General features: G+C 45.4%; 17 protein-coding genes. 16 read left to right on the forward strand and 1 reads right to left on the reverse strand.

Annotated elements, in window-relative coordinates; all coding sequences use genetic code 11:
- Nucleotides 1–48: 48 nt before the first annotated feature.
- From DXD06_RS08145 to fliD, 5 genes are all read left to right on the forward strand, one after another.
- On the forward strand, nt 49–1,629 hold the full coding sequence (locus DXD06_RS08145; protein WP_117831298.1) for a hypothetical protein: 1,581 nt from the start codon (nt 49–51) through the stop codon (nt 1,627–1,629).
- A gap of 51 nt (nt 1,630–1,680) precedes the next feature.
- A complete protein-coding gene (hisH, locus tag DXD06_RS08150) occupies nt 1,681–2,301 on the forward strand; it encodes an imidazole glycerol phosphate synthase subunit HisH (RefSeq protein ID WP_117831299.1) in 621 nt (206 codons plus the stop codon).
- Nucleotides 2,301–3,062 (forward strand): imidazole glycerol phosphate synthase subunit HisF, encoded by a 762-nt coding sequence (hisF, locus tag DXD06_RS08155; protein WP_022046469.1) that lies wholly within the window; start codon nt 2,301–2,303, stop codon nt 3,060–3,062. Before hisH ends, hisF begins: the two co-directional genes overlap by 1 nt.
- Before the next feature lie 14 nt (nt 3,063–3,076).
- A complete protein-coding gene (locus tag DXD06_RS08160) occupies nt 3,077–3,754 on the forward strand; it encodes a uracil-DNA glycosylase (RefSeq protein WP_117831300.1) in 678 nt (225 codons plus the stop codon).
- Between the two features lie 263 nt (nt 3,755–4,017).
- Nucleotides 4,018–4,788, forward strand: coding sequence for a flagellar filament capping protein FliD (gene fliD / locus DXD06_RS08165; RefSeq protein ID WP_117831301.1), 771 nt, complete (start codon nt 4,018–4,020; stop codon nt 4,786–4,788).
- A gap of 101 nt (nt 4,789–4,889) precedes the next feature.
- Here the strand turns inward: fliD and DXD06_RS08170 are convergent, their stop codons facing one another.
- Nucleotides 4,890–6,530 (reverse strand): ABC-F family ATP-binding cassette domain-containing protein, encoded by a 1,641-nt coding sequence (locus DXD06_RS08170; RefSeq protein WP_055068235.1) that lies wholly within the window; start codon nt 6,528–6,530, stop codon nt 4,890–4,892.
- A 163-nt stretch (nt 6,531–6,693) separates the two neighbouring features.
- Here DXD06_RS08170 and DXD06_RS08175 point away from each other — a divergent pair, with 163 nt between their 5' ends.
- The 11 genes from DXD06_RS08175 (at nt 6,694) to hrcA (ending at nt 23,703) form a co-directional block, all read left to right on the forward strand.
- Nucleotides 6,694–9,810 carry a diguanylate cyclase domain-containing protein gene (locus DXD06_RS08175; RefSeq protein WP_117831302.1) on the forward strand — a complete coding sequence of 1,039 codons (3,117 nt, stop codon included), beginning with the start codon at nt 6,694–6,696 and terminating at the stop codon, nt 9,808–9,810.
- A 128-nt stretch (nt 9,811–9,938) separates the two neighbouring features.
- Nucleotides 9,939–13,469, forward strand: a complete 3,531-nt coding sequence (nifJ, locus tag DXD06_RS08180; RefSeq protein ID WP_117831303.1) for a pyruvate:ferredoxin (flavodoxin) oxidoreductase — start codon at nt 9,939–9,941, stop codon at nt 13,467–13,469.
- 149 nt (nt 13,470–13,618) lie between these two features.
- Nucleotides 13,619–14,587 (forward strand): GPR endopeptidase, encoded by a 969-nt coding sequence (gene gpr / locus DXD06_RS08185; RefSeq protein ID WP_117831304.1) that lies wholly within the window; start codon nt 13,619–13,621, stop codon nt 14,585–14,587.
- A gap of 43 nt (nt 14,588–14,630) precedes the next feature.
- The gene (spoIIP, locus tag DXD06_RS08190; RefSeq protein WP_226947253.1) at nt 14,631–15,827 is read left to right on the forward strand and encodes a stage II sporulation protein P; all 1,197 of its coding nucleotides are present in this window, start codon (nt 14,631–14,633) and stop codon (nt 15,825–15,827) included.
- A 44-nt stretch (nt 15,828–15,871) separates the two neighbouring features.
- Nucleotides 15,872–16,660, forward strand: a complete 789-nt coding sequence (gene udp, locus DXD06_RS08195) for a uridine phosphorylase (RefSeq protein ID WP_117831305.1) — start codon at nt 15,872–15,874, stop codon at nt 16,658–16,660.
- Nucleotides 16,644–17,096 (forward strand): cytidine deaminase, encoded by a 453-nt coding sequence (locus tag DXD06_RS08200; protein ID WP_117831306.1) that lies wholly within the window; start codon nt 16,644–16,646, stop codon nt 17,094–17,096. Before udp ends, DXD06_RS08200 begins: the two co-directional genes overlap by 17 nt.
- 3 nt (nt 17,097–17,099) lie before the next feature.
- Entirely contained in the window at nt 17,100–18,290 is a 1,191-nt protein-coding gene (locus DXD06_RS08205; RefSeq protein WP_117831307.1) for a phosphopentomutase, read from the forward strand.
- A gap of 24 nt (nt 18,291–18,314) precedes the next feature.
- Nucleotides 18,315–19,328 (forward strand): adenosine deaminase, encoded by a 1,014-nt coding sequence (add, locus tag DXD06_RS08210; protein ID WP_055262846.1) that lies wholly within the window; start codon nt 18,315–18,317, stop codon nt 19,326–19,328.
- Nucleotides 19,329–19,430: 102 nt separating this feature from the next.
- Nucleotides 19,431–21,242, forward strand: coding sequence for a translation elongation factor 4 (lepA, locus tag DXD06_RS08215; RefSeq protein ID WP_022046456.1), 1,812 nt, complete (start codon nt 19,431–19,433; stop codon nt 21,240–21,242).
- Nucleotides 21,243–21,246: 4 nt separating this feature from the next.
- Nucleotides 21,247–22,485, forward strand: a complete 1,239-nt coding sequence (gene hemW / locus DXD06_RS08220) for a radical SAM family heme chaperone HemW (RefSeq protein WP_117831339.1) — start codon at nt 21,247–21,249, stop codon at nt 22,483–22,485.
- Between the two features lie 156 nt (nt 22,486–22,641).
- Nucleotides 22,642–23,703, forward strand: coding sequence for a heat-inducible transcriptional repressor HrcA (gene hrcA / locus DXD06_RS08225; protein ID WP_117831308.1), 1,062 nt, complete (start codon nt 22,642–22,644; stop codon nt 23,701–23,703).
- The last annotated feature ends 9 nt before the right edge of the window (nt 23,704–23,712 follow it).

Here is a 23,712-nt window from a genome sequence, read left to right on the forward strand (position 1 = left end):
ATCCCTTTGCAGGTTTATGGAATAAACAGATGGAATGGAGAAAAACACATGGGAGACCACTCATCGGAAAATTATCTGGATCAATTATTAAATTCCATGCATGGAGAAGAAACGGAACATCCGAAGGAACAGCCGGCAGCAAAACAGGTTCTGAGAGATGATTTTGAAAAGCAATTGTTTGGAGAAGAAGAAACGAAGGAAAAGGCAAAAGCGAAAAATGAAGAAGATTTTTTGAGGGAGTTTGAGGAAGAACTGCTCAAGGAAGATATTCCGGAGTATACCGAGAGCCTGAATCAAAAAAAACAGGAAGAAAAAGCCACACAGATTGACGCTTCCCTGGATGATCTGCTCGATAATATTCCACAGGATGATTTTTCGACAGGGGATGCAGCAAAGGAAGAAGAAATCGGTTTTCAGGGGAAAAGTCCGTTGGAAACTGCAATACCACCCGATGCGGATGATTTCGAGGTGAATACACTTGATGATGCAGTCGGAACGTTTGACAGCAATCTGCCAAAAGAAGAGGATGGAGAACTGGATCTGTCAGGGCTTTCGGATTCGGATCTTATGGATATGCTTTCTGGAGATCAGGATTTATCGGATCTGGGGGATATGCTTTCTTCTGATCAAGATGGAAAACCTTTGGAAGAAACTGATTCCATCGGTGATTTTGCAAGATCGGAAATGAATCCGCAGGAAGAAGTGGCAGATAAGATTCCAGAACTTACAGAGCAGGAAGACATACCGGCACAGGCAGAAGAAACCGCTTCCAATGGGAAAAATGAAAAAAAGAAAAAGAATAAGAAAGAGAAAAAAGAGAAAAAAGGCGGCTTCTGGCAGAAACTTTCCCGGATTATTTTCGGAGAGGATGATGAGGAAGAAAAGCAGGCGGTTGACATCGGAAATACACAGGGAGCGGATGTCAGTGAACTTTCGGAGGAAAACCAGCAGATCTTAAAGGAACTTGAAGGTACAGGCGGTGATGCCGGAAGGGAACCGGAAAAGAAAAAGGAAAAACCGAAAAAAGAGAAAAAACCGAAGAAAGAAAAGAAGCCAAAACAGCCAAAACCGCCGAAATCGAAAAAGGAGAAAAAACCTAAGGAAGTGGATAACACACCGCCGCTGCCAAAGAGACCGGTGATTGCGATTGTTCTTATGGCAGTGTCATTGTTTGCATTTGTCATGATTGTGACAAATCTTTTGGGGTATCAGGCAAACTTAAGTCAGGCAAAGGAAAAATATGAGCAGGGTTCTTATGTGGAAGCATACAGTAAGCTGCAGGGGCTTTCGATCAAGGAGCGCGATGAAAAGCTTTATCATCAGCTGGCAACTCTTGCTGCTGTCTCGGAAAAGTATCAGGCATATCTCGTATTTGATAATTACGGTTCAAAAATTGATGCACTTGATGCACTGGTATGTGCATATGGGCGTTATGACCTGAACCAGAAAAATGCCAAAGAGTATGGCTGTGAAGATCAGCTGGAGAAGATCGGAGGAAAGATTATCAAAGCACTGCTGAAAGATTATGATATGACAGGGGATGAGGCACTGGATATCTACCAGACCAGAAAGCGGGATGATTATACGGTAAAACTGCATCAGAAGCTGAAAGAACTTGGGCTGGGATAAAAAATAGCAGAAAGTAAGGCAGGAGACTGTTAATTTAGGAGTAAGACCTATATGATTGCAATAATAGACTACAACGCTGGAAATTTAAAAAGCGTGGAAAAAGCATTGCATTTTCTCGGAGAAGACTGTGTGATCACACGTAATTTTCACGAGATTAAGACCGCAGACAAAGTGATTCTTCCGGGAGTCGGTGCATTTGGCGATGCGATGGAACAATTGAAAAAATACGAGCTGGACAAGGTGATTCATCAGGTGACAGCGGAAAATAAGCCATTTCTTGGCATCTGTCTGGGACTGCAGCTTCTCTTTGAGGGAAGCGATGAGAGTCAGGGTGTAGAGGGACTCCATGTGCTGGACGGACAGATTCTGCGGATTCCGGATCAGTCGGGACTTAAGATTCCGCACATCGGGTGGAATTCTCTGCATTTACAGAATGACGGAAGACTTTTTGCTGGGCTGGAGGAAAATCCGTATGTATATTTTGTACATTCCTATTATCTGAAAGCAGCGGATGAACAGATTGTGAAAGCAACCACACAGTACAGTACGACAATTCATGCATCGGTAGAATCCGGAAATACATTTGCATGTCAGTTCCATCCGGAAAAGAGCGGTACGGTTGGACTTTCGATTTTGAAAAATTTTGCAAAGCTGCAGGGAGGAAATGCATAGTGTTTACGAAGAGAATTATTCCTTGTCTGGATGTGAATGACGGACGTGTGGTAAAAGGCATTAACTTTGTGAATTTAAGAGATGCCGGAGATCCGGTAGAGGTCGCAGCAGCTTACGACAAGGCGGGCGCAGATGAAGTAGTCTTTCTGGATATTACCGCATCTTCCGATCACCGTGCAACGGTGGTAGACATGGTGCGTAAGGTTGCAGAGAAGGTGTTTATCCCGTTTACGGTAGGCGGTGGTATCCGTACGGTGGAGGATTTTAAGGTACTGCTTCGGGAAGGTGCCGACAAGATTTCCATTAATTCTTCCGCAATCAATACACCGGAGCTGATTGGAAATGCAGCGGACAAGTTTGGCAGCCAGTGTGTGGTAGTCGCCATTGATGCCAGACGAAGAGAGGATGGAAGCGGCTGGAATGTTTACAAAAACGGCGGTCGTATTGATACCGGGCTTGACGCTGTAGAATGGGCAATGAAAGCTAACAGACTTGGTGCGGGAGAAATTCTTCTGACCAGCATGGACTGCGATGGAACAAAGGCAGGGTATGATATTGAACTGACCAGACAGATTGCAGACAATGTTTCCATTCCAGTGATTGCATCCGGTGGTGCGGGCACAAAAGAACATTTTTATGAGGCCCTGACAGAGGGACATGCAGATGCAGCACTGGCAGCGTCCCTGTTTCATTATAAGGAGCTGGAGATCATGGATCTGAAAAACTATCTGGCAGACCGCGGTGTCTCCGTGCGTAGATAGGAGTGGATGAAATTATGGCAATGATAACAAACGACTGGCTTCCGGCAGTCCGTGAGGAATTCGCCAAACCATATTACCGGCAGCTGTATCAGTTTGTGAAAGAAGAGTATAGCCGCACGGTTGTGTATCCGCCGGCAGAGGATATTTTTAATGCACTGCATTTTACACCGCTTAGTGAGGTAAAAGTACTGATTCTGGGACAGGATCCGTATCACAATGAACATCAGGCACATGGTCTTTCATTTTCTGTCCTTCCGGATCAGAAAGAAATTCCGCCGTCTCTGCAGAATATTTATAAAGAACTGCAGGATGATCTGGGGTGTAAAATTCCAAACAACGGCTATCTGAAAAAATGGGCAGATCAGGGTGTACTGCTTTTGAATACCGTGCTTACGGTGCGGGCGCATCAGGCAAATTCGCATCAGGGAAGAGGATGGGAGCAGTTTACGGATGCGATCATTCAGGCAGTGAATGCGCAGGATCGTCCGATTGTGTATATGTTGTGGGGACGTCCGGCGCAGAGCAAAATACCGATGCTTACAAATCCAAGGCACCTGATCTTAAAGGCACCACATCCGAGTCCGCTTTCCGCATATCGTGGGTTCTTTGGATGCAGACATTTCAGTCAGGCAAATCAGTTTCTAAAAGAGCATGGAATCGAGCCAATTGACTGGCAGATAGAAGATATATAAGAAATTTCTTAAATAAAAAGAGGAGTGCCCCATTGTCCAATGGACAATGGGGCGAATTATGAAAAAATAACAAGTTAGTAACTTTGCTTTCTTTTATGTTCTTATAATAGCATCTGATTGTGAATAAAATATGAACAAAACGAAAAGAAATTGTTATCTTTTCGTAATTATAACCAAAATACGGAAAAATACCACAAAAGTATTGTAAAAACAGTGAAAAAGCGATAGGATAAAAGAAAGAATTGTGTGAAAGAGGTGATACTATGAGAGGAATTTCGATGTATGATTCATCGTCAGTAAGTACTTTATTTTCCAGTCTGGGTTCTTCGAAAAGCACAGGAAGCGGCATGTTTGGAATCAATTTAAGTGAGTATGCAAGTATTCGCAGTGGTTCTTATGGCAAATTAATGCGCTCTTATTTTTCAATGGATTCCACGAAGAGCACCTCGAAGTCGGATGACAGCACCAAAAATACGATCGAGGATCTGGCCACGACCACATCGACGTCAAAAGACAGTACCAAGACGCTGGCTGCGATTGAGTCCGATGCCAAGGAACTGACAGACTCTGCCAAGGCATTGTATACCCGCAGTAACAACAAGGTGTTTACAAAGGATTCCGGGGGCAGCTACGATACGGACAAGATCTACAAAGCAGTAAAGAGTTTTGCGGATGATTACAACTCCATGCTGGATACAGCCGGCAGGTCATCGACGAACCGCATTTCCCAGTCGGTAAGTTCTATGAAAAATGAGACTTCTTACAATGAGAAAGCCTTAAAGGAAATAGGAATTACGGTTGATGAAAAGACCGGCAAGCTGTCGGTGGATGAGACAACGTTTAAGAGTGCGGACACAGAGAAAATAAAGAACCTGTTCAATGGAACCGGTTCCTACGCATACAGTGTGGCAACAAAGGCGGCCATGACAGAGTCCTATGCAAAGTCAGAAGCCGCAAAATCCAATACATATACGAAGAATGGCACGTATAATTACAATTATAACAGCGGAAATATTTTTATGGATATGTTTTAAAATAGTTGAAAATGAGTTTTCAAAATGCAGGAAACCCTCTTTGCTGGACAGACCAGCAGAGAGGGTTTCCTGTTTTTATCAAACAGACAGAGGGTAACAGATTAATCATCTGCCTCCTCATCTGCAGTTGTATTGTATACCTGACGTTTTCTTGCCATAACATCACTTTCGAGATATTCGTCATAAGTAGAAACCTTGTCTACCATGCTTCCATCCGGAAGAAACTCGATGATGCGGTTCGCAGTTGTCTGTACGACCTGATGGTCACGGCAGGCAAACAGGATGACACCAGGGAATTTGATCATACCATTATTCAATGCGGTGATGGATTCCATATCCAGGTGGTCTGTCGGCTCATCAAAGATCAAAACGTTGCTTCCCATGATCATCATGCGGGAGAGAAGGACACGGACTTTTTCTCCACCGGAGAGGACACGCATCTTTTTTACACCATCTTCACCGGCAAAAAGCATACGGCCGAGGAAACCGCGGACATAAGTTGCGTCTTTGATCTCGGAGTATTGGGTCAGCCAGTCAACGATCAGCTCATCGGAATCAAAGATGGCGGTATTATCCTTCGGGAAATAAGACTGGCTTGTTGTAACTCCCCATTTGTAAGATCCTTCATCCGGTTCCATTTCCCCGGCGAGAATTTTAAACAATGTTGTCTTTGCAAGCTCATTTCCACCGACAAAGGCGATTTTGTCATCGTGTCCGACAATAAAGGAAATGTTGTCGAGAACTTTCACACCGTCAATGGTTTTACTGATTCCGTCTACGGTCAGAACTTCATTTCCGATTTCACGGTTTGGACGGAAATCAATGTACGGATATTTACGGCTGGAAGGACGGATGTCATCCAGCTGGATTTTTTCCAGGGCACGCTTACGGGAAGTTGCCTGCTTGGATTTGGAAGCATTTGCGGAGAAGCGGGAGATGAACTCCTGCAGCTCTTTGATTTTTTCTTCCTTCTTCTTGTTGGCTTCTTTCATCTGACGGACAAGAAGCTGGCTGGATTCATACCAGAAATCGTAGTTTCCGGCATACAGCTGAATTTTGCCGTAATCCATGTCTGCAATGTTGGTGCAGACTTTGTTTAAGAAATAACGGTCATGGGAAACCACGATAACCGTGTTTTCAAAGTTGATCAGAAATTCTTCTAACCATGCGATGGCATCAAGATCCAGGTGGTTGGTCGGCTCATCGAGAAGAAGAATGTCCGGGTTGCCAAACAGTGCCTGCGCAAGAAGTACTTTGACTTTTGCAGCACCCGGCAGGTCTGCCATCTGTGTGTAGTGATCCTCGGTCGGAATTCCAAGACCGTTTAACAGGGTGGCAGCATCGGATTCGGCATTCCAGCCGTCCATGTCTGCAAATTCTGCTTCGAGTTCACTGGCGCGGATACCGTCTTCGTCGGAAAAATCTTCTTTCATGTAGATGGCATCTTTTTCTTTCATGATGTCATACAGCCGTTTATTTCCCATGATAACCGTGTCGAGTACGGTATACTCATCATACTTGAAGTGATCCTGCTGCAGGAATGACAGACGCTGTCCCGGTGTGATGACAATGTCACCGCTGGTCGGTTCTAACTGTCCAGATAAAATTTTTAAAAAGGTGGATTTGCCGGCACCGTTTGCACCGATCAAACCGTAACAATTCCCCTCGGTAAACTTTACGTTTACATCTTCGAAAAGGGCTTTTTTACCTAATCTTAAAGTAATGTTATTTGCACTAATCATACGAAAACCTCATTGCTTTACTTAATTTGTCTATGATAAAATCACAAATTCTATTATAAACATGACATGGGAAATATTTCAAGAAGAAAAACGCTTTCTTGTTGGAAATGTATAGAAATAATGATATAATGAAGAAAGAATTGAACGAAATTGGGGCAAAGCTATGGATTATAGGGAATTTATACAGTTGGATCTGCCTGTCGCAGTTGCAATTGTCAGTTGTGGGGCAGACTGGAGAGTGGAAGAGGCAAACGCAGAGTTTACGGATGTACTTGGATACACGGAAAAGGAACTGCGGGAAACCAGGCCACAAAAAATGGTATATGACGAAGATTATGCAAATCTGGTCAGTGTATTGGAAAATGTTGTCCGGACACATGACAACGGAAAAATGCAGCTTCGTATCGTACGCCCCGATGGGAAAACCCGGTGGGTGGAGATGCGGTGCAGTGTTCTGGCACATTACGATGTAAAACCATATGTGGTTTTATTTTTATGGGATATTGATGAGGAAAAAAGACGGGAAGAACATCAGAAACTGTTGAACCAGAAATATGAGCTGATGGAACAGCTGTCTTTGGAATATCCGTTTGATCTGGATGTGGAAAACTGGACGATGCTGCGCTCGTACCGGCTGATGGAACTGAGGGGACAATACGATTATTCCGAACAATATTTTCCGGTGGATGAAGAAGTTCTGACACTCTGTCCACCGGATCAGGAGCTTTTTCTGAAGGCTATGAAAGAAGCTGCCACAGAGGAAAAAACCGGAAGTATGGATACAAGGTTTAATATCCATACGGAAAATGAGACACCGAAATATCTCTGGTTTAGAACTTATTACAAGAGCATTGCAGACCATAATGGACGGATCACCCGGATTATCGGAAGAAGTTTTAATATTGATGAAGATAAGAATCTTCAGGAAGAAGTGCGGAGAGATCCGCTGACGAAACTGCTCAACAAGCTGGAAATCCAAAGGGAGACCGATGCATTTCTGGAAGGAGCAGAAGACGGAACCCATGTATTGTTTCTGATTGATATTGATAATTTTAAAGGTGTCAATGATAATTTCGGGCATACATTCGGTGATACCGTAATCGTAGATGTTGCAAATATTATCAAATCTTTTTTCCGCAACAATGATCTGACCGGAAGGGTCGGTGGGGATGAATTCCTTGTGCTGATGAAGAACACAACACTCGAGAAGGCAAAGGAACGTGCCGGAAATCTTGGAGAAGCACTCTGCAAAGTTTATACGGGGGGCTCCATTCACTACAGGATCTCGGCAAGTATTGGTCTGGCCGCCTGTAACGGTGGGGATGGAAATACATACAGTTCCCTGTTTGAAAAAGCGGATCATGCCATGTACCGTACCAAGCAGGGGGGCAAAAATGGATATGAGATTGCCGGTGCAAAAGATGTGGGAATGATCAGAAACGGAATCAAAAACATTGAGCGGCGGGAAAACATGGGCGCAGAAGACCGTGAATTCCTTGCATTTTCCATCAGTCTTATGGCGCACGCCAAAAATATAGACGGGTCGCTGAATATGCTTTTAAACAGGATTACGGAAAGATACCAGCTGGATCTTGTTATGGTATTTGAGGATAACACCGAAAATGACGGAATGGTCATGACCAATTATTTTGGAAATAATTTCTCTTTTTATGGGAAAAGTGCGTTTCCAAAGAAAAGTCCTTCACTAAAGGAACTACAGCCAGGGGAGTATATGATAGTTAAAAATTCGCGGAGCAATTTTGCAACGGGGATGGGAAATTATCTTAAGTCAACGGATACATACAACGAAAACGCTCCGTTTTCTGCTGTGGTTGGAAAATTTGAATATGTTGGGGGCTGTACAGGGGAAGTAATTTATGTGTCACTGGACGAAGAACGGCAGTGGCAGCCGGGAGAGTTGGAAATTTTTCAGGAACTGACCCGTATGATGGCTATTTTTGTGTCCCTGCGCTATCGGGTCACGGAAAGCCGGGAACAGATCAGTTCCATCCAGAAAAAAGATCCGCTGACAGGGCTGTACAATCAGGAGGCATTCCGTGAAGCGGTGGTTGAAATTCTGGCACATTCCAAGCCGGATGAAGTATATGCCATTGAGTATATGGATATCAATAATTTTGGATATATCAATGAAAATTATGGCTATAAAGTAGGGGACAGTGTCCTTAAAATGTTTGCACAGGATATCTTTGTGCAGGAGTATTTCCGTGCAGGCTGCCGTTTGTATTCGGATTTTTTTCTGCTTTTGATTGCAGATGAAAGTCAGGAAAAAATGATCGATCGTCTGCACAGCAGAAATAAAAGATTTACCAATATGCAGAATCACAGGTATCCAAACAGTGGAATGGGGGTATCGGCAGGGGTATATATTCTGGAAGACAATAAAATGGACATCGAGTTTGCAATCGAAAATGCCAATCTTGCATGGAAAAATGCAAAAAATACCGGGAAGAGGGATATTACCCTGTATAATCCTTCCCTGCGTATCCAGCGTACCGAGGAGCAGAAAATAGTCGGGGAATTTTATGAGGCATTATACCGGGATGATTTCCAGATGTATCTGCAGCCAAAGTTTATTTTAGGTGACCGGAGTGTTTATGGGGCAGAAGCACTGGCACGATGGAAACGTCCGGATGGAAAGATTCTTCCACCGGGAGTGTTTATTGATTCTCTCGAAAAAATAGGATATATCACAGAGCTTGATTTTTATATTTATGAGGAAGTGTTAAAAACTCTCGAAAAATGGGACAAGCAGCACCGGAGAAAAATTGTGATTTCAACCAATTTTTCCGGGCGTCATTTTGAGTCGGATGGGGAGGAATTTTTAAACCGTATCCAGCATGTGCTTTCCAAATATAGTGTACGTCCTGAATACATAGAGATCGAAGTGACCGAAGGGGTACTGGTAAAGAATGTAGCAGTTCTCGAAAAGTGCATGAACCGGCTGCATGAAATGGGATTTCGTGTGGCAATTGATGATTTCGGAACAGGATATTCTTCGCTTTCCGTGCTTGCAGACATGCCTGCAGATGTTATAAAAATTGACAAAAGTTTTATTAATAAAGGCATGACGGAACAAAAGAAAAATCTTCTTTACGAAATCGGCCGTATGGTAAAGATTTTACATAAAGATATTATTATAGAGGGGGTGGAAACGGAGGAACAGGAGCAGTTCCTCAAAGAAGGTGGATTCACCTGCGGACAGGGATATTTATGCAATTGTCCGGTTCCGATTGGCGACTTTGAAAAGATGTATTTGTAAAAAAACAAGAAATGCTGTCGCTATCGCTTGATTTTTGGGTGCATTCATCCTATATTATTTAGTTAGAAGACATTCTGATTCAATGTTTTTTATGTTTGAACTTTAATTAAAAATAGGAGGACTAATTCATGAAACGTTCAATGAAAACCATGGATGGAAACCATGCAGCAGCACACGCTTCTTATGCGTTTACTGATGTTGCAGCAATCTATCCTATTACTCCTTCATCTGTTATGGCTGAGGCTACAGATGAGTGGGCAACCGCTGGTCGTAAGAACATTTTCGGACAGACCGTTCAGGTTACAGAAATGCAGTCTGAGGCTGGTGCAGCCGGTACTGTACACGGATCTCTTGCAGCTGGTGCATTAACAACTACTTACACAGCATCCCAGGGTCTGTTACTTATGATCCCGAACCTGTACAAAGTAGCTGGTGAGAGACTTCCGGGCGTATTCAACGTATCCGCTCGTTGTGTTGCTACACATGCACTGAACATCTTCGGTGATCACTCTGATGTATATGCTTGCCGTCAGACAGGTGTTGCAATGCTTTGTGAGTCATCCGTACAGGAAGTTATGGACTTAACTCCGGTTGCTCATTGCGCAGCAATCAAGGGAAGAATTCCATTCATCAACTTCTTCGATGGATTCCGTACATCTCACGAAATCCAGAAGATCGAGACATGGGATTATGAAGATCTGAAAGATATGGTAGATATGGATGCAGTTGATGCTTTCCGTAAGAATGCATTAAATCCAAATCATCCGGTAGAAATGGGATCTGCACAGAACCCTGACATCTTCTTCCAGTCAAGAGAAGCTTGCAACTCTACATACGACGAGCTGCCTGCAATCGTACAGGAATATATGGACAAGGTAAATGCCAAGATCGGCACAGACTACAAGCTGTTCAACTACTACGGAGCTGCTGATGCTGACCGTGTCATCATTGCTATGGGTTCTGTATGTGAGACAATCGATGAGACCATCGATTACTTAATGGCAAAGGGCGAGAAGGTCGGTGTTGTTAAGGTTCGTCTTTACAGACCATTCGTAAAGGAAGCTTTAATCGAGGCTATTCCGGATACTGTTAAGAGAATTGCAGTATTAGACAGAACAAAAGAGCCAGGTTCTCTTGGTGAGCCATTATACTTAGATGTAGTTGCTGCATTAAAGGGATCTAAGTTCGATCAGGTTACAATTACAAGCGGACGTTACGGATTAGGATCTAAGGATACTACTCCTGGACAGATCATCGCTGTATACAACAACACAGAGAAAGAGAGATTTACCATCGGTATCATCGATGATGTTACAAATCTTTCCCTGGAAGTTAAGGAAAATCCTGTTACTACTCCGGAAGGAACTACAAACTGTAAGTTCTGGGGTCTTGGTGCAGATGGTACAGTAGGTGCCAACAAGAACTCCATCAAGATCATTGGTGACAACACAGATATGTACGCTCAGGCATACTTTGATTATGACTCCAAGAAGTCCGGTGGTGTTACAATTTCCCACTTACGTTTTGGACATTCTCCAATCCGTTCCACATACCTGATCTCTCAGGCAAACTTCGTAGCATGTCACTGTACAGCATACATCTACAAGTACAACATGGTTCAGGATCTGGTACCGGGCGGTACATTCCTGTTCAATACACAGTGGACAGTTGATGAACTGGATGAGAAGTTACCGGGTCAGGTAAAGAGATACATCGCAGAGAACAACATCAACTTCTACATCATCGACGGTGTAAAGATCGGTAAAGAGATCGGTCTTGGAAACCGTATCAACACTGTACTTCAGTCAGCATTCTTCTCTCTGACAAAGCTGATTCCGGAAGAGGAAGTTATCAAGCTTATGAAGGACGCAGCTACAAGATCTTATGCTAAGAAGGGTGACGATGTCGTTAAGATGAACCACGACGCAATCGATGCCGGTGCTACAGCATACGTTAAGGTAGATGTTCCAGAGAGCTGGAAGAACTGCACAGATGATGATTACTCTGTAGAAGTTAAGGGAGACAACAAGGAAGTTGTTGACTTCGTTAAGGATATTCAGCAGAAAGTCAACGGACAGCAGGGTAACACCATTCCTGTATCTGTTGTTAAGAAATACGAGACAGGCTGGACTCCATCCGGTACAGCAGCATACGAGAAGCGTGGTGTTGCAACAGACGTTCCTGTATGGGATGCTACCAAGTGTATCGAGTGTAACCAGTGTTCTTATGTATGTCCTCATGCAGCAATCCGTCCAGTCGCTATGACAGAGGCTGAGGCAGCTAAGGCTCCGGAAGGAATGCAGATGAAGGATCTCAACCAGATGCCAGGTTACAAGTTCGCAATCGTTGTTTCCGCATTCGACTGTACAGGATGTGGTTCTTGTGTAAACGTATGTCCTGATAAGGTACAGGCTATCACAATGACCGGATTCGAGGCACATGAGGATGAGCAGAAGTACTTCGATTACGCAGTATCTCTTGAGGATAAGGAAGATGTTATCGAGAAATTCAAACTTAACTCTGTTAAGGGATCTCAGTTCCGTCAGCCATTACTTGAGTTCTCCGGAGCTTGTGGTGGATGTGGTGAGACACCTTACGCTAAGTTAATTACCCAGTTATTTGGTGACAGAATGTACATTGCAAATGCAACTGGATGTTCTTCTATCTGGGCAAACTCTTCACCTTCTACACCTTATACAACAAACAAGAAGGGTCATGGTCCTGCATGGTCTAACTCACTGTTCGAAGATGCAGCAGAGTTTGGTTATGGTATGTTACTTGCTCAGAGAGCAATCCGTGACAGATTAAAGAACGAGCTGGATGAGATCGCAGCTAACACAGATAAGGCTGATGTTAAGGATGCCATCAAGGAGTGGAATGATACATTCGCTTCCGGTATCGAGAACGGACCAGCTACAGAGAAGTTAGTAGCAGCATTAGAGGCTTGCGGATGTGACGCTTCCAAGAATGTATTAAAGGAGAAAGATTTCCTCGCTAAGAAGTCCCAGTGGATCTTCGGTGGTGATGGATGGGCATACGACATCGGATTCGGTGGTGTTGACCATGTATTAGCATCTGGTAAGGATATCAACGTAATGGTATTCGATACTGAGGTTTACTCTAACACAGGTGGACAGTCTTCTAAGGCTACTCCTACTGGAGCAATCGCACAGTTTGCTGCCGGTGGTAAAGAGACAAAGAAGAAAGATCTTGCCGGTATCGCAATGAGCTATGGTTATGTATATGTAGCACACATCTCTATGGGTGCTGATATGAATCAGTGTGTTAAGGCTCTTGCAGAGGCAGAGGCTTATCCGGGACCATCACTGATCATTGCTTACGCTCCATGTATCAACCATGGTATCAAGAAGGGTATGAGCAAGGCTCAGACTGAGGAGAAGTTAGCAGTTGAGTCCGGATACTGGTTCAACTTCCGTTACAACCCAACACTTGCTGTAGAAGGCAAAGATGCATTCTCATTAGACAGCAAGGAGCCTACAGGCGATTATCAGGCATTCTTAAAGGGCGAGAACCGTTATGCATCTCTTGCGAAGTTCAACCCGGAGAGAGCTGCTGAGTTATTTGCAAAGGCTGAGAAGAACTCTAAGGATGAGTATGATCACTTAAAGAAGTTAGTAACTCTTTACGCTGGTAAATAATTGATCCGGAAACAGAGGAATACAGATAAACCGCAGGGACGAATGTCCCTGCGGTTTTTAATTTCAGGCATAAAAAAATCTATGCCGTACATACTATCTCCAGAAACCATTTCTGCAAAAATGCATATGGTAAAAGGGGAGGAAGAGGCATGTTGGAAAATAGTTATCCGATCCGCACGGATCTGGCACTCGAATCACAGGAGCGGCTGCAGGAAGACCAGGCAGATATGCGCGGCATCCGTGTTCTGGAAGAACGGCGGGAAAATGGAGTGATTGTCAGTACCGTGATGATCGAGACTGAGAATGCATCTGTTGCGATGGGAAGGCCAAAGGGGACGTACATTACGATCGAGGCGCCGGAGATGATCGAGGAAGATGCCGGATACCACAGGGATATTTCTTTGGAGCTGGCAAAGATCATGCGGAATCTTCTGCCGGGAAAAGAGATTGAAAAAAATTTAAAAAAGGGGCTGGAAGTCGCGGCACTGGTTGTCGGACTGGGCAACCGGGAAGTGACGCCCGATGCGCTGGGACCGAGAGTGGTGGATAATTTATTTATCACCCGCCACATCCTGAATGAATTCGGAACGTACGCATTCCAGAGAGAAGATGTGGGAAAAGTCAGCGGAATCGTGCCGGGGGTTATGGCGCAGACCGGTATGGAATGTGTGGAGATCTTAAAGGGTGTGGTAAAAGAGACGAAACCGGATTTTCTGATCACGGTCGATGCGCTGGCGGCAAGAAGCATCCGGCGGCTGGGACGGACGATCCAGCTGACGGATACGGGAATCACGCCGGGAAGCGGAATCGGCAATCACCGCAATGCCATCAACCGCAAAAGTGTGGGCGTTCCCGTGATTTCCCTCGGTGTGCCGACGGTCGTGGATGCGGCAACGATTGTCTCGGATGCCATGACGGAATTTATTTCCGCATTATCGCTTTCGGATCTGCAGAAGCTGGATGAGAGGGAGCGGCAGGAACTGGCAAGGGAACTGCTCTCGCCACAGCTGAATGGTCTTTTTGTCACACCGAAAAACATTGATGACTCGATCAAAAATTTAAGTTTTCTGATTTCTGAGGGACTCAATATTGCGCTTCTGGGAGATAAAGAGGAATAGGGACAAAAGAAAAGGCATATAATTCTCTCAAGGTGGTGATAGGGTGAGGAGACGATTGCTTCTTTTTCTGGTGACGATAGATTTTGTGCTGGTCTGTGCTTTTGCGTATTGCTGGGGTGGCGGACTGGTGCAGTTTCTGGGGCAGAATCTGTCCCTGAAATTTTATAACGGAGTGCTTAATCTCTATGTGCCGGGGGTATTGGGGGCGCAGGAGGAAGGAATTCCGAATATATACCGGGATGTGACGGCTTCCATGTATCCGGCAATTGCACAAAACGAGCAGCGGCTGTGGTATGAATCACAGGAGGAAAACCTGGCGTATTATGAGAATCAGGCAGCAGAGGAAAATGAACAGGCAAAGCAGATCATTGCGGAAAATGAAAAGGCGGTAACGGAACAGCCAGTGCAGCAGGAAAGTCAGAATGTGGACGAGACCCCGACACAAAAAGAGTCCAAAAAGCCGGAGAAAAAAACAGAAACCTCCGGGAAAAAAGTTTCTGTCAACCGCAAAAAACTGCAGGATTTTGATTATCTGAGACAGACCTTTTATCAGGTTGATAATACGACGACCATCGGGAAAAATCAGCTGGACGTGGATAAGCTGATGAAACCGGATCTAAGGATTGACCAGTCGGTGGACGGCCCGCAGATTTTAATTTATCATACCCATTCCCAGGAACGGTATGCCGATTCCAAAGATGAAAAAACGGGTGTTGTCGGAGTGGGAGATTATCTGACGGAATTGTTGGAAGAGGAAGGATTTCAAGTCATGCATCATAAAGGAGAATATGATGTGGGCGACCGGGATCATGCATATTCCAAGGCAGCCCCGTCGATTCAGAAAATCATAAATGATAATCCATCGATTCAGGTAGTGATCGATTTACATAGAGACGGCGTGGGAGAAAACACGCGTCTGGTGACAACGCAAAACGGAAAAAAGATGGCAAAGATCATGTTTTTTAACGGACTGAGCAGAACAACGGCTTCCGGGGATATTCCGTATTTAAAAAATCCGTATATTTCCGATAATCTGGCGTTTTCGTTTCAGATGCAGCTTGCCGCTGCGGAATATTATCCGGATTTTACAAGGCGGATTTATCTAAAAGGGTACCGCTTTAATATGCATTTCTGCCCCAAGAGTATGCTGGTGGAAGTGGGCGCACAGACGAATACGTTTGAGGAAGCAAAAAATGCGATGGAACCACTTGCAGATCTGTTTGCAAAAGTGTTGAAATAACGGCTGTAAATGTTACAATGTACTTATATGAGGAGGGCATTTTTATGGTTGATTATACAGAAGGCTCAGGCAGACAGTATCACACAGGCGTGGGACCGCAGGACATAGGTAAGTATGTGATCCTGCCGGGAGATCCCAAACGATGTGCAAAGATTGGGGAATTTTTAACGGATGCAAAGCAGGTGGCAGATAACCGGGAATTTACGACTTACACCGGAACGTTAGATGGCGTCAGGGTGAGTGTGACTTCCACCGGAATCGGCGGACCGTCGGCTGCAATTGCCATCGAGGAGCTTTCCAAATGCGGTGCACACACGTTTTTGCGTGTAGGCACCTGCGGCGGAATGCAGGAAAATATACTTGGCGGAGATCTGGTGATTGCAGACGGAGCGATCCGGATGGAGGGGACAAGCCGCGAGTATGCACCGGTCGAATATCCGGCTGTCCCGGATTTTACAGTGACTACTGCACTGGTACAGGCAGCAAAAAAACGCGGGATACGTCATCATGTCGGTGTTGTACAGAGCAAGGATTCCTTTTTCGGACAGCATGAGCCACAGATTATGCCGGTAAGTTATGAGCTCACGCAGAAATGGCAGGCATGGCTTAGGATGGGATGTCTGGCATCGGAGATGGAATCGGCGGCGCTTTTTATTGCCGGAAGTTTTTTGCATGTGCGTGTGGGTGCCTGCTTTCTTGTCCTTGCCAATCAGGAGCGGGAAAAAAGGGGGCTGCCGAACGTGCAGGTGCATGATACAACGCAGGCAATCGCTACAACTGTGGATGCCATTCGATTGCTGATACAGGAGGATAAAGATGCAGAAAGATTATAAAGAACTGATCCGGAGTGCGTTTCAGGCGAGAAAGCGGGCGTATACACCGTATTCCCGTTTTCAGGTGGGTGCGGCTCTTCTGGCCAAAAACGGAACTGTGTATCAGGGATGCAATATAGAAAATGCTTCCTATCCTGCAACAAACTGTGCCGAACGTACGGCATTTTACAAGGCGGTCAGTGAGGGTGTGCGGGAATTTCAGGCGATTGCAATCGTTGGTGGAAGTGTTTTGTACCCAAAAACGGCAGAGGAAAACCAATGTACGGATCTTTGCAGTCCGTGTGGAATCTGCAGACAGGTGATGCGGGAATTCTGTCCGGGAGATTTTGAGATTGTACTTGCAAGGTCCCAGAAGGACTATGAAGTACACACGCTGGAGGAACTGCTGCCTTTTAGTTTTGGACCGGAAAATCTTAAGAAACAGGGAGGGGAGTAAATCATGGACAGACGATTGAAACGTGTTTTTGTAATAGTACTCGATTCGATGGGAATGGGAGCGATGGCAGATGCCGCACGCTTCGGAGATGAAGGTGCCGATACATTAGGGCATATTTCGCAGGCCGTGGAACATTTTTATATTCCAAACCTGGCATCTTTAGGGCTGGCAAACCTGAAATCCTTAAAACAGGTACAGCCGCAGGAACATCCACTTGGATATTATGCGGCACTGAATGAAAAAAGTAACGGAAAAGACACCATGACCGGACACTGGGAGATGATGGGGATTGAAACAAAAAAGCCTTTCATCACCTTTACGGAACATGGATTTCCGCCGGAGCTGATCGCAGAGCTGGAAAAAAGATGCGGCAGAAAAATTATAGGAAACCGGGCGGAAAGCGGAACAAAGATTTTAGAGGAACTCGGCGAGCAGGAAATCAGGGAAGGAAAGCTGATCGTGTACACATCGGCAGATTCGGTTCTGCAGATCTGCGGGAACGAGGAGACGATGGGATTAGAGACCCTGTATCATTACTGTGAGATTGCCAGGGAACTGACGATGCGTGATGCGTGGAGGGTGGGACGCGTGATCGCCCGCCCGTATGTGGGAAAGAAAAAAGGCGAGTTTGTCAGAACCAGCAACCGCAGGGATTATGCGTTGAAACCGACCGGGCCAACAGCATTAAATGCGCTTCAGGAAGCCGGATATGACGTGCTGGCAGTCGGAAAGATCCATGATATTTTTGACGGATACGGAATTACAAAAAGTCTGCATTCGACCAGCAGTGTCCATGGGATGGATCAGACCATTGCGCTGGCCCAATCCGATTTCTGCGGTTTGTGCTTTACCAATCTGGTCGATTTTGATGCCCTGTGGGGACACCGGAGAAATCCGATCGGATACGGAGAGGAAATCGAGCGGTTTGACAAAAAGCTCGGAGAACTTATGCCACTGCTTAAAAAAGAGGATCTGCTGATGATCACGGCGGACCATGGAAACGATCCAACGTACAAGGGGACGGATCACACAAGAGAGCAGGTGCCGCTGCTTTTGTATTCGCCATCCGATCAGGGAAGCGGGCCGCTCCCGACACAGGATACATTTGCGGTGATCGGGGCGACCATTGCGGATAATTTTGGAGTGCAGATGCCGGCAAATACGATCGGCACATCACTTCTTCCGTTGTTATAGTTTGCAGAAGAGAGGGAAAAGCCGATGATGAATCGATTTATTGCACACAATATGCCAAAAATAGAGCTGCACTGTCATCTGGACGGTTCGGTGAGCCTGCCCCTGATCCAGAAACTGATGCAGCAGGAGAAAAAAGAGCCGCTGGGGCTGGAAGAACTGCGGGAAAAACTGGTGGCACCGATGGACTGCAGTTCACTGGCAGAGTATCTGGAGAAGTTTGAACTGCCGCTTGGCTGTCTGCAGACGAAGGAGGGGCTTTCGGCAGCAGCACAGGATCTGGCACTTTCTGCTGCAAAAGAACAGGTCAAATATCTGGAAGTGCGTTTTGCACCTGCATTTTCCATGGAACAGGGGCTTTCGGTCCGGGAAATCTTAGAGAGCGTCCGGGATGGCCTGAAAAAAGCAGAAGAAAAAGCGGACATCCTGACCGGAATGATTGTCTGCACCATGCGCAATCTGGAAACCGAAAAAAATATTGCCATGTTAAAAGAAGCGCGGGAATTTCTCGGAAACGGTGTTGTTGCCTGTGATCTGGCAGGGGATGAAAAGGCGTACCCGACAGCAGCGTTTGCGGACGTATTTGCCACTGCAAAAAAATATGGCATGCCATATACCATCCATGCAGGAGAATGTGGAAGCAGGGAAGAAATCCGTACGGCCATTGAACTGGGAACATCGCGGATCGGTCACGGAATTGCCATGAGCGGGGACGAGGAATTAAAGAAGGAAGTTGCAGAGAAAAAGATCGGAGTGGAACTGTGTCCGACGAGTAATCTGCAGACAAAGGCGGTCACGGATTTTACAGACTATCCGTTTAGGGAATTTTACGATGCCGGAATTTTGCTTTCCATCAATACGGACAACCGTACCGTCAGCGATACCAGCTGTACGGATGAGTATATGCGTCTGGCAGAAGCCGGGATGTTTCAAGAGCCGATGTGTGAGAAAATTTATATGGCTTCGCTGCATTCGGCATTTGCGGACGATGATACCAAACAGGTATTATGGAAAAAGTGGATGTCAATGTTTGATTTATAGACCTGTTTTCGGTATAATGTAACATTGCGTAGGTTCTATCAGCATCTGATGGACCGTACTTATCAAACGATAAATTATAGTAGAAAGAAAAAGAGGAATAAGATGTCAATCGATCAGAGCAAAATTCGTAATTTTTGTATTATTGCCCATATTGATCACGGTAAGTCTACACTTGCGGATCGAATCATAGAAAAAACAGGAACGCTGACCAGCCGTGAGATGCAGGCACAGGTTCTCGATAATATGGATCTGGAGCGTGAGAGGGGAATCACGATCAAATCCCAGGCAGTGCGCATCATTTATCAGGCAAAGGATGGAGAGGAATATATTTTTAACCTGATTGATACGCCGGGACACGTGGATTTTAATTATGAAGTATCCCGGAGTCTTGCAGCGTGTGATGGTGCCATCCTGGTTGTGGATGCCGCACAGGGGGTGGAAGCCCAGACACTTGCCAATGTCTATCTGGCACTGGATCATGATCTGGATGTGCTTCCGGTCATCAATAAGATTGATCTGCCGAGTGCACGCCCGGAAGAGGTCGCACAGGAAATCGAGGATGTGATCGGTATCGAGGCGATGGATGCCCCGCGTATTTCTGCAAAGACCGGACTGAATATTGAGGAAGTGCTTGAACAGATCGTGACAAAGATTCCGGCACCTGCCGGAGATCCGAAGGCACCGCTTAAGGCGTTGATCTTCGATGCGCTGTATGATTCCTATAAGGGTGTAATTGTTTTCTGCCGGATCAAGGAAGGTACCGTCAAAGTGGGAACCAAAATCAAAATGATGGCCACAGGAGCCGAGGATCTGGTGACAGAAGTGGGATATTTCGGTGCCGGGCAGTTTATTCCGTGTGACGAGCTTTCCGCAGGCATGGTTGGATATATCGCAGCGAGCATTAAAAATGTGCGCGATACACGTGTCGGAGACACTGTGACAGAGCTCGACCGCCCGTGTGCAGAACCGCTTCCGGGATATAAAAAGGTCAATCCGATGGTGTACTGCGGATTATATCCGGCAGACTCTGCCAAGTATCCGGATCTGCGGGATGCGCTTGAAAAACTGCAGGTCAATGATGCATCGTTACAGTATGAACCGGAGACGTCCCTTGCCCTGGGATTTGGATTCCGTTGCGGATTCCTTGGATTACTGCATCTTGAGATTATTCAGGAGCGTTTAGAGCGTGAGTTTAATCTGGATCTTGTGACTACGGCACCCGGTGTTATTTATAAGGTGCACAAGACCAACGGAGAAGTGTTTGACCTGACCAATCCGTCCAATCTGCCGGACCCTTCGGAGATTGAATACATGGAGGAACCGTTTGTATCGGCAGAGATCATGGTAACCAGCGAGTATGTCGGGGCAATTATGAAGCTTTGTCAGGAACGCCGCGGTATTTATATCAGCATGGATTATATTGAAGCAACCCGTGCCGTGATCAAATATGATATGCCACTGAATGAGATTATTTACGATTTCTTTGATGCATTAAAGTCGCGGTCCCGCGGATATGCCTCTTTTGATTATGAAATGAAAGGATATGTCCGTTCCGACCTTGTCAAACTGGATATTCTTATTAATAAGGAGATGGTGGACGCCTTATCCTTTATTGTATTCAAAGACAGTGCATATGACAGAGGCCGTAAAATGTGTGAGCGTCTGAAAGAAGAGATTCCGAGACATCTGTTTGAAATCCCGATTCAGGCAGCCGTAAACGGAAAAGTCATCGCTCGTGAAACGGTTAAGGCCATGCGCAAGGATGTCCTGGCAAAATGTTACGGCGGTGATATTTCCCGTAAGAAAAAGCTTCTGGAGAAACAGAAGGAAGGAAAGAAGAGAATGCGTCAGGTCGGCAGCGTAGAAGTGCCGCAGGAGGCATTCATGAGTGTATTGAAACTGGATGAAGACTGATTCTATGAATGAAAAGAAACTGGAATTATATATTCATATCCCTTTTTGCGTGAAAAAGTGTGATTACTGTGATTTCCTGTCCTTTCCGGCAGACAGCAATACACAGATCAGATATGTGCATGCCCTGCTGCAGGAAATCCGTTATTACGGAAATCTGCTTGGGGATTATCATGTCCCGACAATTTATATCGGAGGGGGCACGCCGAGCTGGCTGGAGGAAAATCTGATTTACACCGTGCTGCAGCAGGTTGCTTCGAGTTTTCATGTGGAGGCGGATGCGGAGATCAGCATCGAGTGCAATCCGGGAACGGTGACGGCAAAGAAACTGAATGTTTATCAGAGTGCGGGGATCAACCGCCTCTCGATCGGACTGCAGTCAACAAACAATGAGGAGCTGAAAGCACTTGGAAGAATTCACACGTATGATCAGTTTTTAAAAACGTATGAGCTGGCGAGAAATGCAGGGTTTGAAAATATCAATATTGATCTGATGAGCGGTCTGCCTTACCAGACGCTGGACAAATTTTTAGAATCCCTGCAGACGGTGATCCGGCTGAAACCGGAACATATTTCGGCATATTCCCTGATCATAGAAAAGGGGACACCGTTTTATGAACGGTATAAGTTTGACGCAGTGAAGCAGGAAGCCGGACTTCATACGGAGATTCTTCCGGACGAGGATGAGGTATACCGCATTTATAAGGCCACGCAGGATGTATTGAAACAGGCGGGATACCGGCAGTATGAAATTTCCAATTTTGCCCAGCCGGGGTATGCCTGCAGACATAACATCGGCTACTGGACCAGAGAAAATTATCTGGGGCTGGGGCTGGGGGCATCTTCCCTGGTGGAAAATGTCCGGTATACCAACACCCGGCAGCTGTATGCGTATGGAGAATTTTGTGACCACCTGCAGGAAAAGTCTCCGGCAGAGTTTTTAAAAGACGGGGAGCATGCCGTACCAGAGGATCTCTGGATTGGCAGCTGTGTACAGGAACAGGCACAGATTCTGACAAGAAAAGAGCAGATGGAGGAATTTATGTTTCTGGGGCTGCGGATGAATGAGGGAGTAACCAGAGCAGCATTTGAGCAAAGCTTTGGGGTACCGATTGAGGCCGTGTATCTGGAAACACTTCGCAAGCTGAAAGAACAGGGACTTTTGCAGATGGTTGCTGGCAGGATTGCACTGACCGACAAGGGGATGGATCTGGCCAACTACGTGATGGCGAAGTTTCTTTTATAAAATATAATTATAAAATAAAAATAAAATAGCATCAGGGTGTTGACAAAAAAACACCTTGGTGCTATTTTAATAGCAGAACGATATTAGCACTCTAAGTAAATGAGTGCTAACAAACCAAAAACAACCGGTGAAGGTTCAGGAACAGGAGACGGGAAAATGGCAGACGAGAATATGGAATTGGATGAAAGAAAAGTAAAAATTCTGGATGCAGTTATCCGTAATTATCTTGCAACCGGTGAACCTGTGGGATCACGAACCATTTCAAAATATACGGATCTGAATTTAAGTTCTGCAACCATCCGCAATGAGATGGCAGATCTTGAAGAACTTGGTTATATCGTGCAGCCACATACATCAGCAGGAAGAATTCCTTCAGACAAAGGCTATCGGTTTTATGTGGATCATCTGATGCAGGAAAAAGACCGGGAAGTCAAAGAAATGAAGGACTTCGTAATAGAAAAAACCCAGAAGATGGATGAGGTATTAAAAAAGGTTGCAAAGATGCTTGCAAACAACACCAATTATGCGACAATTGTTTCCGCACCGACTTACAGTGGAAACAAAGTAAAGTTTATGCAGCTGTCCAATGTAGATGAGAAACATATACTGGCAGTTATCGTAATGAACAGCAACATGGTAAAGAATCAGATGATCGACGTGGAAGAACCGCTCGACAACGAAACTTTACTGAAACTGAACATTCTGCTGAATACAGCATTGAATGGGCTGTCACTGCAGGAAATCAATCTGGGAACGATTTCCAAACTGAAAGAGCAGGCAGGCGTGCACAGTGAGATTGTTTCCCATGTGCTGGATGCACTGGGACAGACGCTGAGTGAAAACGAGGATCTGCAGATCTACACAAGCGGTGCAACCAATATTTTGAAATATCCGGAACTTTCTGATTCAGAGAGTGCGGCAGGTCTTCTTTCCACATTTGAGGAAAAAGATGAGCTGGTAAATCTGGTAACGGAATCCCTTTCTGAGGGGGAGCGCAAAGGAAATGAAATACAGGTTTATATCGGAAATGAAGCTCCGGTACAGACGATGAAAGATTGCAGTGTCGTTACCGCAACTTATGATCTGGGGGAGGGCGTCAAAGGAACGATCGGAATTGTTGGTCCGAAACGGATGGATTACGAGAATGTTGTTGACAACCTCAAAAACTTAAAGTCCCAGTTAGACGGTATTTTTGATAAAGAAAAAGGGCAATCCTAGAAAGGTGGT

The organism is Roseburia sp. TF10-5 (genome assembly GCF_003462365.1).
In the GTDB taxonomy this organism is placed as follows: Bacteria; Bacillota; Clostridia; order Lachnospirales; family Lachnospiraceae; genus Roseburia; species Roseburia faecis.